Raw genomic sequence first — 14020 nt, 5'->3', positions numbered from 1 at the left:
CGCACGCAGGCGCTGGCGGATTATCTCGCCGCACAGGGAACCGACGTGACCATCGCCTGGCATCCCGGCGGGCATGAAATCCAGCAGAGCGAGATTGGCGCGATCCAGGAATTCCTCGCCCGCTAAACAAAAAGCCGGCCAAAGGGCCGGCTTTTCCATTCAGGCGGAGAACCGCAGCGACACGGGAATGATCCGCATCGCCCGCGACGAGCGGCGGCCTTTCGGCGTCAGCAGGCCCTTGGCGCCATCCAGATGCCCCGGCTTCAATTCAAGCGCGAGGAAGCGGCGGCGTTCGACCGGACCCGGCATGGCCAGCCCTGCCGTCTTCGCGCCGGTGAAACCGAAGCGTTCGTAATATTCGGGATCGCCGACCAGGATGATGGCGCCGTGGCCGAGCCGGGTGGCTTCCTTGATCGCATGGCGCATCAGCGCCGAACCGATGCCGAGATCCTTCGATGCGGGATCCACGGCAAGCGGTCCGAGCAGCAGCGCGCGCACGCCCTTGCCCGCGGCGTCATGGCCGGCCTGGATGTCCCAGAGCCGGACCGTGCCGAGCAGCGCACCGCCCGCGCCGCGTGCGGAAAAGGCAAGGCCTTCCGACGGCAGACGGCCGCGGCGCAGCTTTTCCGACGACTTGCGGCGGCGGCCCTCGCCCATGGCGCGGTCGAGCAAATCTTCGCGGGCCTTTTCGTCCTGCGGCAGTTCGTTGACGATGGTATAGGCACCCGCGCCGGCGAAATACAGGCCGTCGGGTACCAGGTTCTGTTCGATGTTTTCTGCTGCGTCCATTGTCTCGACCAATCGTGTCATGTGCGTGTCACCGCTGCCCGGCGCGTTGCCGGGCAGAACGTTTCAACCGGGCTTGAAGCCGGTTTAGATGACGTATGATCGGAGTGGTTCGAAGCCGTTGAAGGCCACCGCGGAATAGGTCGTGGTGTAGGCGCCTGTTCCCTCGATCAGCACCTCATCGCCGATGGTCAGCGAAATGGGGAGCGGATAGGGGTTCTTTTCGTACATCACGTCAGCGGAGTCGCAGGTCGGACCGGCCAGCACGCAGGGTTCGCTGCGATCGCCATCCCGCGGGGTGGTGATCTGGTAGCGAATGGCTTCGTCCATGGTCTCTGCCAGGCCGCCGAACTTGCCGATGTCGAGATAGACCCAGCGGACATTGTCGTTATCGGCCTTCTTGGAAACCAGCACGACTTCCGCCTTGATGACACCGGCATTGCCGACCATGCCGCGGCCGGGCTCAATGATGGTCTCGGGCAGGCGGTTGCCGAAATGCTTGCTCAGCGACTGGAAGATCGCCTGGCCATAGGCCTGTGCGGTCGGCACGTCCTTGAGGTAACGGGTCGGGAAACCGCCGCCCATGTTGACCATCTTCAGCGTGATGCCTTCCTTGGCCAGCGCGTCGAAAACCTGCTTGGCATCGCCCAGGGCACGGTCCCAGGCAGCCAGGTCCGTCTGCTGCGAACCGACATGGAACGACACGCCGTAGGATTCGAGGCCGAGCTTCTGCGCCGCGCGCAGCACGTCGACGGCCATGGCCGGCACGCAGCCGAACTTGCGCGACAGCGGCCATTCGGCGCCGGCACCATCGGTCAGGACACGGCAGAACACCCGGGCGCCGGGAGCGGCACGGGCGACCTTTTCGACTTCTTCGACGCAGTCGACGGCGAACAGGCGGATGCCGAGCTCGAAGGCGCGGGCAATGTCCCGCTCCTTCTTGATGGTGTTGCCGAAGGAAATGCGGTCAGCCGATGCACCGGCATCGAGCGCCATTTCGACTTCCGCAACCGACGCGGTGTCGAAGTTCGAGCCAAGCGAAGCCAAGAGGCGCAGGATTTCCGGCGCAGGGTTGGCTTTCACGGCATAGAAAATCTTCGAGTCCGGCAAGGCCATCTCGAAATTATGGAAATTTTCGCGCACGACTTCGAGGTCGAGCACCATGCAAGGGCCATTCGGGCGTCGGGTATTGATGAAATCGAGAATGCGCTGTGTAGCCATCTTGGGTCTCCAATCGTGACGGCACTTCCGGCCGCCTCAACAAGTCGCGATCGCAGGGGTTTCTCCCCCGTATGACCGCCAGGACAAAGTGCGTGAATCCATCTCGCGCGAAGCCAGCCTTTGGAGATGCTGGAAACACGGACAAGTTCATGCGGCGATGGATCTACGCTAAGCCAGCGTTGATCCGCTTTGTCTGCCTTGGTTTGGATGATGCCATCCGCACTACCGGCAATGAAGGTGTGCCTCTTCAGTAATTCCGGCTTATGGACAGCCGAAAGACACCAGAAAGGCCCGCACCGTCGTTGCTTCAAGATGTCCTCAGTCTGGCAGTAGGCCGTCAAACTGACTGGAGGGGTTAGTTCCAGGTACCATACCGTTTCTTCACCATAATGAAGATCGGCGGACACCCATGGGGCACGTGCGACTTTGGGCAAGGGCGATATAAGTCCAAACTTGTGTCCAATCAATGACAAATCTCGCATCTGCGAATTTTTTTTATTCATTGAACAAAGGGGGCCAAATCACATAGAATCATTGAACGATGAGCACGATTTCGCCCCTGAATGCCCTGCTGAATCTGCCTTTTCAGGCCTTTCCATCCGTGGAGGGCCCGCTGAGCGGCTGTACACTCGCCGTCAAGGATATCTTCGATGTGGCCGGTTTGCCGACGCAATGCGGCAATCCGGCGAAAAATCACGAATCAGCCGCAAGTATTACCGCGCCGTCGGTGCAGAAACTGCTGGATTCGGGCGCCCGTTTCATCGGCAAGACGCAGACTGACGAGCTGGCGTTTTCGCTGATGGGGCAGAACAGCCACTACCCCTTTCCGGTCAACCCGAGGGCGCCGGACCGGGTAACCGGCGGATCGTCGTCCGGTTCCGCCTCGGCCGTGGCCGGCGGACTGGCCGACATCGCCACCGGATCGGATACCGGCGGCTCGATCCGCGCCCCGGCGAGCTTCTGCGGACTGATCGGCCTGCGCACGACCCACGGCCGCATATCGCTTGCCGGCACCATGCCGCTTGCCCCCTCGCTCGACACGTTCGGCTGGTTCGCCCGCGACAGGGACCTCTACGGCAAAGTCGGCGCGGTCCTGCTCGGACCGGACGCGGAAAATTTCAAGCTCAACCGCCCGCTGTTCATCCCGCTGCTCGAACACTACCTGCTCGGCGAGGCGGAGGATGCGGCCTTCCGCGCCATGTACCGGCATGTCGCCGCCCATCTCGGCCACGCCAAGTCCGCCCGCCAGTCCACAGCCTCCATGGACGATCTCTATCTGTGCTTCCGGCAGATCCAGGGGTTCGAGGCCTGGGCAAGCCATGGCGCCTGGATATCGGCAGGGGATCGCAAGCTTGGCCCCGGCGTCAAGGATCGCTTCGACTATGGCGCGACCATCGACGGCGCGACCTATGAGGCACAGACCCGGCGCCGCGATCTCTTCCGCCGCGAACTTGCCGATGTGCTTGGGGATGACGGCGTCATGGTCCTGCCGACCGTTCCGGGTGCCGCGCCCATGGTGAGCTCGCCCTTCGACGAACTGCAGACCTACCGGGAACGCGCCCTGCACCTGCTCTGCCTGTCCGTCCTTTCGGGCTTTCCGCAAATCACCTTGCCGCTCGGCGCGGTGCACGGCGCACCCTTCGGCATTTCCCTGCTTGGCCCCAAGGGCAGCGACAGCGCCCTCATCCGGCTTGGCAGCGCCATCCTGTCCGCCGCGGAAGGAAACCACTGACATGGACACACTCACCCGGATGCGGGCCTATATCGATGTGGTGGAGGCGGAAGGGTTTTCCGCCGCAGCCCGGAAGATCGGCCGCTCCAAGGCGCTGTTGTCCAAATATGTGCGGGAGCTGGAGGACGAGCTTGGCGCGCTGCTGCTCAACCGCACCACCCGGCAATTCTCGCTGACCGAAGCCGGGCACACCTATTACCAGCGCGCCAGCGAAATCCTGCGCGAGGTGGAAAGCCTGCAGGAAACGGTGCGTGAATCGAGCAGCGACATCAAGGGCCGCATCAAGATATCGGCGCCGCGCACCTTCGCCGATGCGGATATCGGCCAATGCCTGATCGACTTCTGCATCGCGCAGCCGGATATCATTCTCGACGTGCGCCTCGATGACCGGTTCGTCGACCTGGTCGAGGAGGGTTTCGATCTTGCCATCCGCATCACCCGGCTGCAGGATTCCTCGCTCATCGCCAAGCGCATCGCCCCCTTCGGCACGCTGCTGTGCGCCTCTCCCGATCTGATCGAGCGGGTCGGGCGTCCGACCCGCCCCGAACAGCTGGCGTCCCTGCCCTGCATCATCGATACCAACAACCGCTCGCGCAACAATTGGCAGTTTCTCAACGACAGCGGCCCGACGATTTCGGTTCAGGTATCCGGGCAGATGGAAATCAACAGCCCGCTGTCCACCCGCCGCGCCGTGCTGGCCGGGCTGGGGTTCGGCTCCATGCCGGATTTCATCGCCAGGCCGGATATCGAAAGCGGCAGGCTGGTCAGTGTGCTCGAGGAATTTTCGCTGCGCGATGGCGGAATTTATGCGGTTTACCCGCACCGCCGCTATCTCCCGGCGAAAGTGCGCGTGCTGGTTGACTATCTGGCAAAATGGTTCAAGGACAACCGCAGGGCGTGAATATGTTATATCGTCCCAATTTCGACACGTTCGGAATGTCCTTTGCGCTCATGTTACAGGCGGAATAATGCACCAAAGATTCGCGATTTTCATCGCAACCCTCGCAGCAGGCATGATGATCGCCTCACCGGCGTATGTGCACCCGCATGTCTTCGCCGAAGCGCGTCTCGATGTCACCATCAATCCCGACGGAACCGTGCAGAAACTCGGCCATGTCTGGCGTTTCGACGATCTCTTTTCCAGCACCGTCCTCGTCGAATTCGATAAGAATGGCGACCTGAAGCTGGACGAGAAGGAACTGACCGACCTCGCAAACACGATCAACGCGTCGATTTCCGAATTCGACTATTTCCAGACCGTGACGCTCGACAACAAGAAGGTCGTCATGGCGCCGCCGGAGCATCTGATCGCGGATTTCCAGAACAACCAGCTGCTGATCATCTTCGAGAGCAAGCCAAAGCAACCGCTGAAGCTCGGCAAGGTCACCAGTTTCGGCGTCTATGATCCGACGTTCTACACCGCGATCGACTACGTCAATGACAGCGATATTCATGTCACCGGCCTGCCCGCCAACTGCAAATCCAAGGTGGTGCGGCCCAATCCGGACGAGGCGATTGCCGCCAACCAGGCGACGCTGACCGATTCTTTCTTCAACGACCCATCCGGGACCAACATGTCGAAAATCTTTGCGACCAAGCTGGAAATCGACTGCCCGGCAAAAGGATAAGATGATGCGGAAAACAACCCTCGTTTGTGCCCTGATTCTCGCAGCGCTGTTTGGCGGCCACGCATGGGCGCAGACCTCGTCGCTCGGTATCGGTTCGAACGAGGTGGCGATGCAGCCGACCGGGCCTTTCGCTGAAATCATCCTCTGGATCAACATCCAGCAGCGCAATTTCTATCTCGCCATGACCCATGCGCTCAAAGCCATGCGCGAGGACCCCTGGCAGGCCTCTGTGCTTGTTGGCCTCTCCTTCCTCTACGGCATCCTGCATGCAGTCGGCCCAGGGCACGGCAAGGCGGTGATCTCCTCCTACATGCTCGCCAACGAGACCACGCTGAAGCGCGGCATCCTGTTGTCCTTCGCCTCGTCCATGCTGCAGGCCATCACCGCGCTGTTCATCGTCGGCCTTGCCTGGCTCGTGCTGCGCGGCACCACCGTGTCGATGAACGACGCAGCCCGCTACATGGAGATCGCCAGCTTTGTCCTGATCATCGCCTTCGGCCTGTCGCTGCTCTGGCGCAAGCTGCCGCTCCTGTTCGGCCCGCGCGTCGCCCATCTCATGCCGGAAAAGCACGATCACGGTTCGGTCCTGACTGACCACCACCACGATCATCATCACAGCCATGACGACGACTGCGGCTGCGGGCATGACCATCACGATCATGGCCACCACGATCACGCGGCGCATGCGCATGATCACACCCACCACACGCATGATCATCACGATCACCATCATGCGGCGGGAGAAGTCTGCGCCACCTGCGGGCATTCCCATGCGCCCGATCCGGCGATGCTCGGCGGCGAGTTCAACTGGAAGACCGCATGGTCGGCCATCGTTGCGGTGGGCCTGCGCCCCTGTTCCGGCGCGCTGATCGTGCTGACATTCTCGCTGCTGAACGGGCTGATGCTCGGCGGCGTGCTCTCGGTCTTCGCCATGGCCTTCGGCACCTTCATCACCGTGGCGGTGCTGGCGACGCTGGCGGGGACGGCCAAGAATGTTTCCCCGGGGATTTCCCGGGGCGGCGCGCGTTCAAACCGCGGTCAGAACACCATCGAAGTCGGCGGTGCGCTGTTCATCGTGCTGGTCGGCGTGCTGCTGCTGACGGCGGCGCTGCGTTTTTAAAGGAAAGGCTTTAGTCCTTGCGGCGCTGGCTCCTGCCACGCAACCAGAACACCAGAAAAAAACCGACCACAAAGACAGCGGCAAAAATGCCTGCCAGCACCGGCGAGCGGGCACCCAGCGCGATCATCATGTTGGGCATGTAGAACGCGGCAAACCCGAAACCAAGCATGATACAGGCTGCGGCGATGGCAGCATTGCGGCTTTTGGGATCACTCACGGTCATTGTCTTTCCTGGGGCACAACTGTCGCAGCCTTTTTAGCCCCGTTGCGCCCGAACGCAAGCTCTAACCCGCGCGGAAATCCTCAAGCCGCCTGATCTGCAACCCGTCCGCATCGAAATTGTCCGGCGACAGCCATGCCTGATAGGCGGCTTTCAGCGCCGGCCATTCGCTGTCGATGATCGAATACCACGCGGTGTCGCGATTCTCACCCTTCTGCACCATGTGCTGGCGGAAAACACCCTCGAAGGTGAAGCCGAAACGCTCGGCCGCCCGCTTGGACGGCTCATTGGCATTGTTGCATTTCCATTCGTAGCGGCGATAGCCGAGCGTATCGAAGATATAGGAGGCGAAGAGATACTGCGCCTCGGTAGCCGCCGGTTTGCGGGAGATCAGCGGTCCCCAGTAGATGTTGCCGATTTCGATGACGCCGAACGTCGGGTCGATCCGCATCAGGGTCTGCCGACCCGCCACCTCACCGGAGGCCTTGTCGATGACGGCAAAGAACAGCGGATCCTTGCTGGCCGAAACCTTTTCCAGCCACGCGTCGAATGCCGGGCGGTCGCCCGCCGGCGTTTCGAACAGATAGCGGAAACGGTCGGCCGCATCCGCAACGCTCGATGCCTCGTAGAGCCCGTCGCCATGCCTGGCGGCGTCCAGCGGCTCAAGGGTGACGTATCGCCCCTCGATGGCTTCGCGGGCGGGCAGAGGGCGCGGTGTCCAGTCTTTGAGATCAGTCATGCTAGAGCCTGTTTTGCATATGAGTATTTGACTCCATACAATCGGAACCGCACAAAGCAGAAGACATAAATTGTATGTGAGACAAGATAATGCTGCGTACCATCTCCGGTTTCGACCGTATCGGTGAAGAAAATGCCTTCGCTGTTCTCGCCCGCGCCACAGCCCTCGCCGCACAGGGCAAGGACATCATCAATCTCGGCATCGGCCAGCCGGATTTCAAAACACCCGCCCATATCGTCGAAGCCGCCATCAAGGCGCTCAGGGACGGCCACCATGGCTATACGCCGGCAACGGGGCTGCTTGCCGCCCGCGAGGCCGTGGTGCGCCGCACGCTGACCACAACAGGCGTCGAGGTCTCGCCGGAGAATGTCATTATTGTCCCCGGCGGCAAGGTGACCATGTTCGCCGCCATCCTGATTTTCGGTGAACCCGGCGCGGAAATCCTCTATCCCGATCCCGGCTTCCCGATCTATCGCTCGATGATCGAATTCACCGGCGCCACCCCGGTTCCCGTGCCGATCCGCGAGGAGAATGCATTTGCCTTCTCGGCTGAGGAGACGCTTGCGCTGATCACGCCCAAGACGCGGCTGCTGATCCTCAATTCACCCGCCAACCCGACAGGCGGTGTCACCCCGAAGGCCGAAATTGAAAAACTGGTCAAGGGACTGGAGGCGCATCCGCATGTCGCCATCATGTCCGACGAGATCTACGACGTGATGACCTATGACGGCGAGGAACATTGCTCGCTCCTGACCTTCCCGTCGATCCGCGACCGGCTGATCGTGCTCAACGGCTGGTCCAAGACATGGGCGATGACCGGCTGGCGCATGGGCTGGTCGATCTGGCCGGACAGCCTTTATGACAAGGTGCGCAAGCTCGCCGTCAATTGCTGGTCCTGCGTCAACGCCCCCAGCCAATATGCCGGCATCGCCGCCATTGACGGGCCGCAGGACGATGTCGAGAAGATGTGCCGGGCCTTCGACAGCCGCCGCAAAATCGTCGTCGATGGTCTCAACAGCCTGCCCGGCATCAGCTGTGCCACGCCGAAGGGCGCGTTCTATGCTTTTCCCAACATCAAGCAGACGGGATGGCCGGCCAAGCAGTTGGCGGCGGCCTTGCTGGATGAAGCCGGTGTGGCGCTGATCGGTGGCCCCGATTTCGGCATTCTCGGCGAGGGCTATATCCGCCTCTCCTACGCCAATTCGGAGGAAAACATCCTGCGCGCCATCGAACGCATCGAACGGTTCCTCGCGAAGTAACGGATCAGCCGCGCAGCACGCCGCGATCCACCGATGCGGCTTTCACCAGGGCGAAAACATTCTCGCCCTGCTTGAGTGCAAGTTCGCTCGCCGATTTGCGCGTCAGCCGCGCAACGATGGTCTGGCCGCCAATGTCGAGCGTCAGGTCGCAGTCCGGCCCGTCATTGCCGGCGATAACGGTAATTTTTGCCGGCAGGATGTTGCGCACGCTGATCGACTGCGGCAGTGCGCGGGCAATCGAGACATCCCTCGCCCTTATCCGCAGCCGCAGCTTTGTTCCGGCGGCAAAGCCGAGCCTGGCGATCTGGAACGGCTGGCCGCCGATGTCGAGGGATGTCAGCCCGAAAGCCTCGTCGCTTGCCGTGACCACGCCCGTCACCAGAGCCCCGGCATCGTCATGGCTGCCGAGTCGCGAAAAGATCGCCTCGGCCGGTCCGCTCGCCGTGACCCGGCCGGCCTGCAGAAGCACGATCTCGTCGGCGAGCCGCGCCACCTCGTCGATCTCGTGGCTGACATAGAGGATCGGCAATCCGGTTTCATCGCGCAGGGTTTCAAGGAAAGGCAGGATTTCCTGGCGGCGGGAATGATCGAGAGACGACAGCGGCTCATCCATCAGCAGCAGTGCCGGATTGGACAACAGGGCCCGCCCGATCGCCACGCGCTGGCGCTCGCCGCCGGACAGCAGTGCCGGTGCGCGCTGCTGCAGATGCTCAAGGCCGAGAAGCGCCACCACCCGGTCATAGGACAGGCCCGCGCTGCGCCGCCCCGCCCAGTGCGCATAGGTCAGGTTGTTCTTGACCGAAAGATGCGGAAACAGCCGCGCATCCTGGAAGACATAACCGATCCGGCGCTGTTCCGGCGGCAGATGGATACCCCTGGCGCTGTCGAACAGCACATGATCCCGGATGGCGATCCGGCCCTTGGCCGGGCGCGTCACCCCGGCGATCATTTTCAGCAGCGTCGTCTTGCCCGCACCGGATTCGCCGAACAGCGCTGTGACGCCGCCGCCTGCCGTAAACGCGGCAGCGACGGGGAATGTCCCGACCTGCCCTTCAACGGAAACAATCAGCGTCTCGCTCATGCCCGCCCTCCGCTGAGGCGCCGCTGCAGCCATTCGGATGCAACCACCGCGATAATTGAAATCACCACCGAAACCAGGATCAACCGCAGCGCGGCCACATCGCCATTCGGGCTCTGCAGCAGCGAATAGATGGCAAGCGACAGGGTCTGTGTTTCACCCGGAATATTGGACACAAAAGTGATCGTCGCGCCGAATTCACCCAGCGCCTTGGCAAAGCCCAGCACCGCCCCGGCCAGAATGCCCGGCAGCAGGAGCGGCAGCGTTACCGTCAGAAACACCACGATGCGCCCGGCGCCGAGCGAGCGCGCCGCCTCCTCAAGGCCGCGATCAAGGCTTTCAATGGAAAGGCGCATCGGCCGCACCAGCAGGGGAAAGGCCATGACGCCCGCCGCCAGCGCCGCACCGGTCCAGCGGAAGGAAAAGGTCAGCCCGAACACGTCATTGAAAAAGCCGCCCAGCATGCCGCGCGCGCCGAACCACACCAGCAGGAGATAGCCGGTGACCACGGGCGGAATGACCAGCGGCATGGTGATCAGCGCCTGCAACAGGCTTTTGCCCCAGAAGGAAAAGCGCGCCAGAATCCAGGCGAAAACGAAGGCAAAGGGCAGAGCGACGAGGATCGCGACCAGCGCGACCCTCAGCGACAGAAGAACGATGGCCCATTCTGTCTCACCCAACACTGTCAGCCTGCCTTGTCAGATGCGCCGACGAAGCCTTTCGACTTGATGATGTCCTGGCCTTCATCGCTGGCGAGGAAATCAAGGAATGCCTTGCCTTCGGCCGAAGGCTCCTTGCCGACCAGCGCAGCCGGATAGAGGATGGGCTTATGGGTCGAACCGGCGAAACGATAGGCTTCGATCAGTTCGGGCGCAGCCGTATGGTCCGAGGCATAGACAATGGCGGAATTCGCCTCGCCGCGGCGCACGAATTCCAGCGCCGCGCGCACGTTCTCGGTAAAAACGGCGTTCTTGGCGACATCGTCCCACACTTTCAATGTTTCCAGTGCGCTCTTGCCATATTTGCCGGCGGGCACGTTGCTGGGATCGCCCATGGCAAAGCGTCCGGCCTTCAGGATGGTTGCCGCATCGCCCTTGTCCGCCTTGGTGAGGATCACCAATGCATTGCCCGCAACGATCTTGCGCGACGGCTTGTCGATGAGATTGCGCTGCTCGAGATAGTCCATCCAGTCGAGATCGGCTGAAATGAAGATGTTCGCGGGCGCGCCCTGCTCGATCTGCTTGGCCAGCACCGACGATGCGGCGAAGGAGGAGGTCACTTTCGTGCCGGTCTTTGCTTCAAACTTCGCAGCCGCCGTTTCGACCACTTCCTTCATGCTCGCCGCAGCAAACACCGTTACCTTTTCGGCGGCAGAGGCACCGTTGACACCTGCCATCGCCGCCAGAACCATAAAGCCCAGAATGAGAATTTTTTTCATGAGGTCCACCCCTGTCCATGAATCCATGGCGGTCTCACACCGGCCATGCATCCAGTTGCATACATAGAGACATGATGGTGGGTCCGAACAAAGCGCGCGCGACCCGGACGCTCTCAAAACCCTTGACGCAATGGCAGCCATCGACACTGCCCGGACGTCCTGACGAACCCTCGGCCCCGAGTCAGAACGCGTCAAACTAGACTGGAGTCGTTTGTCTTGTCGAGAGCAAAACACCCGCCTGTCGGGGCGGGTGTCTTCCATGCCGGTTCGATCGCGGTTACGCCTGCGGCGCGGGCGTTTTCACATTGGCCACAGTGGCCTCGATATGATCGATGAGATTGTCAGGCAGTTTCAGGCGTCCGGCCAGGAGATCGAGATAGCCGCGTTCCGCGCGGGTCTTGGCCTCGATGGCAAGGCGCGATGCCGTGTAGAGTTCGACCTTCTGCGCATCGGTGGCGGCGGCGGCAACCAGCGCGTCGACATTGACGGGGGCGTTCAGCTCCGTGGCCAGGAATTCCTGCGTGTCGCTGTTCATGCCGGAAAGCGAGAGCTTTTCGGCAATGCGTGCTCGCTCTGCCTCATCCACATGGCCATCGGCCCGGGCAGCGGCAATCATGGCGCGCACCAGCACCAGCGCGAACTCATGCTCGCCCTGCGGCGCCGTTGCCGGATGGAAGCTTGAATCGTCGGGCGGCGGCAGCAGGTCCGGCTCCCCGGCCTTTGCCGTTTCGGCCGGTGCATTGCCCGACTGGTAATTCTGATAGGCCTTGTAGGCGAGCCCTGCCACCGCAGCGAGGCCGCCGAGCTTCAGCGCACCGCCGGCGATGTCGCGGCCCGTGCCTGTGCCTAGCAGCACAGCGGCCAGAGCGCCGGCAGCCAGCGGATTGTCCTTGGCCATCTGTGTTGCCTTGCCGGCCGTATCTCGAACGGAAGTTCCAGTTCCGGGAATACTGCTTCCCAGAAAATCATCAAGAATCTTCTTCGGGTCGAACATGCAAATCTCCTCATGGCTGCACGGATGCGTCCCGACCTAGTTAGGGTCGGCATCACGTCATTGCAATGACAGATGGATTTTTTGTGATCAGGAGCCGATATGGTGCTTTTCGCCGCGCAGTTTGGCGAGTTTCACCTGTTTTTGCCGTTCGGCAAAGCGGGCACGGTCGGCGTCCGTCCGCTCGTGATAGCATTTCGGGCAGGAAATGCCTTCCGCGAACAGCGGGGACAATTTGTCCTCCGGCGCAATCGGATTGCGGCAGGCGTGGCATAGCTCCGCCGCCCCTTCCACCAGGCCATGACCGACCGAGACGCGCTCGTCGAAGACAAAACATTCGCCTTCCCAGCGGCTTTCGGCGGCGGGCACGTCCTCGAGATATTTGAGGATGCCGCCCTTCAGGTGGAACACATCGTCGAAGCCCAGCCCCTTGACGAAGGCCGTTGCCTTCTCGCAGCGGATACCGCCGGTGCAGAACATGGCGATCTTCTTGCCTTCCAGTTCGTCCCGGTGGTTTTCCACCCATTGCGGGAACTCGCGGAACGTCTTTGTCTGCGGATCGACCGCATTGGCAAAGGTGCCGATCGCCGTTTCATAATCATTGCGCGTATCGATGACGATCGTACCCGGATCGGAAATCAGGGCGTTCCACTCCTGCGCCGGGACATAGGTGCCGACGCTCTGGAGCGGGTCGATATCCTCGACGCCCATGGTGACGATTTCCTTTTTCAGCCGCACCTTCATGCGCTTGAACGGCATTTCGCTCGCGTGGGAAAATTTCAGTTCCATGCCGGCAATGGCCGGCTCCGCTTCAAGGAACGCGACCAGCCTGTCAATGGCTTCGGGCGTGCCGGCCACGGTGCCGTTGATGCCTTCGGCCGCCAGCAGCAGCGTGCCCTTGATGCCCGACCCGCAGCACAGCTGCGCCAGCGGCTCCTGCAACGCCTGGTAATGTTCCAGTCGGGCAAAACGGTAGAGTGCTGCCACTTTGAAGGGCAAGTTTGCTGTGTGATCGGTCATGATCCCCTGCAACTACTGCTCCTAAGCGATGATTTCAAGAGATTTGCAGCGTTTACTTATCCATCGCGCCCCAAGGCCCCGGATAATCCCTGGTGAACAGGTACAATTCCCGAGGGACTGAGAATATGTTTTCACAACAGGATATACGCGACATCCGCGACGAGGCGCAGCAGGCCGGGATCGAACCGGCGGTGCTGCTTGCGGTCGCCGAGGTGGAAAGCGGCGGCGTCTGCCTTTACCGGATCGATGGGCGCAGCGAACCGCCCATCCGCTTCGAGGGGCACTATTTCGACCAGCGTCTCTCTGGCGCCCAGCGGCAGGTCGCCCGCAGCCGGGGTCTTGCCAACCCTGCCGCCGGAGCGGTCCGCAATCCCGCATCCCAGGCGGCGCGCTGGCAGCTGCTGGAGGCAGCCATCGCCATCGACCGGCAGGCGGCGCTTGAATCCGTATCCTGGGGGATCGGCCAGGTCATGGGCGCGCACTGGAAATGCCTTGGCCATGACAGCGTCGAGGCGCTCGCCGCCGAGGCGCGCGCTTCCCTCAAGGGGCAGCTTCGTCTGATGATCCGCTTCATCGCGCACAACAACCTCATGCCCGCCCTGGTACGGCACGACTGGAAGAGCTTTGCCCGTGCCTATAATGGTCCAAAGTTCACACAGAACCGCTATGATGCCAAACTGGCCCTCGCCTGGCGCCGTTTTGCCGCGGCGGAATCTCGCGGCACCACAGCAACCGGTGGACAAAGCGGCCCGGTATGACTAAATCGATTGAACCCATCAACAGCGGAG

15 protein-coding genes are annotated in these 14020 nt (G+C 61.8%); 6 read left to right on the top strand and 9 right to left on the bottom strand.

Features of this window, described 5'->3' with window-relative positions; genetic code table 11:
• Positions 1-159 precede the first annotated feature (159 nt).
• Together RDL77_RS20485 and odc2 are read right to left on the bottom strand one after the other, a co-directional pair.
• Positions 160-789 (bottom strand): GNAT family N-acetyltransferase, encoded by a 630-nt coding sequence (locus RDL77_RS20485; protein ID WP_288194510.1) that lies wholly within the window; start codon positions 787-789, stop codon positions 160-162.
• Positions 790-873: 84 nt separating this feature from the next.
• On the bottom strand, positions 874-2007 hold the full coding sequence (gene odc2 / locus RDL77_RS20480) for an ornithine/lysine decarboxylase (protein ID WP_105731891.1): 1134 nt from the start codon (positions 2005-2007) through the stop codon (positions 874-876).
• A 541-nt stretch (positions 2008-2548) separates the two neighbouring features.
• On the opposite strand from odc2, the gene RDL77_RS20475 reads away from it, so the two are divergent.
• The 4 genes from RDL77_RS20475 to RDL77_RS20460 all read left to right on the top strand — a co-directional run bounded on the left by RDL77_RS20475 (position 2549) and on the right by RDL77_RS20460 (position 6487).
• The gene (locus RDL77_RS20475; RefSeq protein ID WP_288194506.1) at positions 2549-3739 is read left to right on the top strand and encodes an amidase; all 1191 of its coding nucleotides are present in this window, start codon (positions 2549-2551) and stop codon (positions 3737-3739) included.
• Between the two features lies 1 nt (position 3740).
• Positions 3741-4640, top strand: coding sequence for a LysR family transcriptional regulator (locus RDL77_RS20470; RefSeq protein ID WP_223612442.1), 900 nt, complete (start codon positions 3741-3743; stop codon positions 4638-4640).
• A 112-nt stretch (positions 4641-4752) separates the two neighbouring features.
• Positions 4753-5367, top strand: coding sequence for a DUF1007 family protein (locus RDL77_RS20465; protein ID WP_223613439.1), 615 nt, complete (start codon positions 4753-4755; stop codon positions 5365-5367).
• A gap of 4 nt (positions 5368-5371) precedes the next feature.
• Positions 5372-6487 (top strand): nickel/cobalt transporter, encoded by a 1116-nt coding sequence (locus RDL77_RS20460; protein ID WP_288194505.1) that lies wholly within the window; start codon positions 5372-5374, stop codon positions 6485-6487.
• Between the two features lie 10 nt (positions 6488-6497).
• Here the strand turns inward: RDL77_RS20460 and RDL77_RS20455 are convergent, their stop codons facing one another.
• Both RDL77_RS20455 and RDL77_RS20450 read right to left on the bottom strand, forming a co-directional pair.
• Positions 6498-6710 carry a hypothetical protein gene (locus RDL77_RS20455; RefSeq protein WP_223612440.1) on the bottom strand — a complete coding sequence of 71 codons (213 nt, stop codon included), beginning with the start codon at positions 6708-6710 and terminating at the stop codon, positions 6498-6500.
• Between the two features lie 61 nt (positions 6711-6771).
• Complete coding sequence (locus RDL77_RS20450) at positions 6772-7446, bottom strand: GNAT family N-acetyltransferase (protein ID WP_288194504.1); 675 nt, start codon at positions 7444-7446, stop codon at positions 6772-6774.
• Positions 7447-7535: 89 nt separating this feature from the next.
• On the opposite strand from RDL77_RS20450, the gene RDL77_RS20445 reads away from it, so the two are divergent.
• Positions 7536-8705 (top strand): pyridoxal phosphate-dependent aminotransferase, encoded by a 1170-nt coding sequence (locus tag RDL77_RS20445; RefSeq protein WP_288194503.1) that lies wholly within the window; start codon positions 7536-7538, stop codon positions 8703-8705.
• A 4-nt stretch (positions 8706-8709) separates the two neighbouring features.
• On the opposite strand, the gene modC is transcribed toward RDL77_RS20445, so the two are convergent.
• The 5 genes from modC to RDL77_RS20420 form a co-directional block, all read right to left on the bottom strand.
• On the bottom strand, positions 8710-9786 hold the full coding sequence (modC, locus tag RDL77_RS20440) for a molybdenum ABC transporter ATP-binding protein (RefSeq protein ID WP_288194502.1): 1077 nt from the start codon (positions 9784-9786) through the stop codon (positions 8710-8712).
• Positions 9783-10472, bottom strand: a complete 690-nt coding sequence (gene modB / locus RDL77_RS20435) for a molybdate ABC transporter permease subunit (protein ID WP_374042766.1) — start codon at positions 10470-10472, stop codon at positions 9783-9785. The genes modC and modB overlap by 4 nt, the downstream gene beginning before the upstream one ends.
• Entirely contained in the window at positions 10469-11221 is a 753-nt protein-coding gene (modA, locus tag RDL77_RS20430) for a molybdate ABC transporter substrate-binding protein (RefSeq protein ID WP_288194501.1), read from the bottom strand. Before modA ends, modB begins: the two co-directional genes overlap by 4 nt.
• A gap of 277 nt (positions 11222-11498) precedes the next feature.
• Positions 11499-12215: a tellurite resistance TerB family protein gene (locus RDL77_RS20425; protein WP_223612435.1), complete on the bottom strand. Its 717-nt coding sequence runs from the start codon at positions 12213-12215 to the stop codon at positions 11499-11501.
• An 87-nt stretch (positions 12216-12302) separates the two neighbouring features.
• The gene (locus RDL77_RS20420; RefSeq protein ID WP_288194500.1) at positions 12303-13232 is read right to left on the bottom strand and encodes a rhodanese-related sulfurtransferase; all 930 of its coding nucleotides are present in this window, start codon (positions 13230-13232) and stop codon (positions 12303-12305) included.
• Between the two features lie 125 nt (positions 13233-13357).
• On the opposite strand from RDL77_RS20420, the gene RDL77_RS20415 reads away from it, so the two are divergent.
• Complete coding sequence (locus RDL77_RS20415) at positions 13358-13990, top strand: N-acetylmuramidase family protein (protein ID WP_223612433.1); 633 nt, start codon at positions 13358-13360, stop codon at positions 13988-13990.
• The last annotated feature ends 30 nt before the right edge of the window (positions 13991-14020 follow it).

The organism is uncultured Phyllobacterium sp. (assembly GCF_902479695.1).
GTDB classification, from domain to species: Bacteria; Pseudomonadota; Alphaproteobacteria; order Rhizobiales; family Rhizobiaceae; genus Phyllobacterium; species Phyllobacterium calauticae.
The sequence above is the reverse complement of the archived record's forward strand: the minus strand, read 5'-3'. Positions and strand labels throughout refer to the sequence as shown.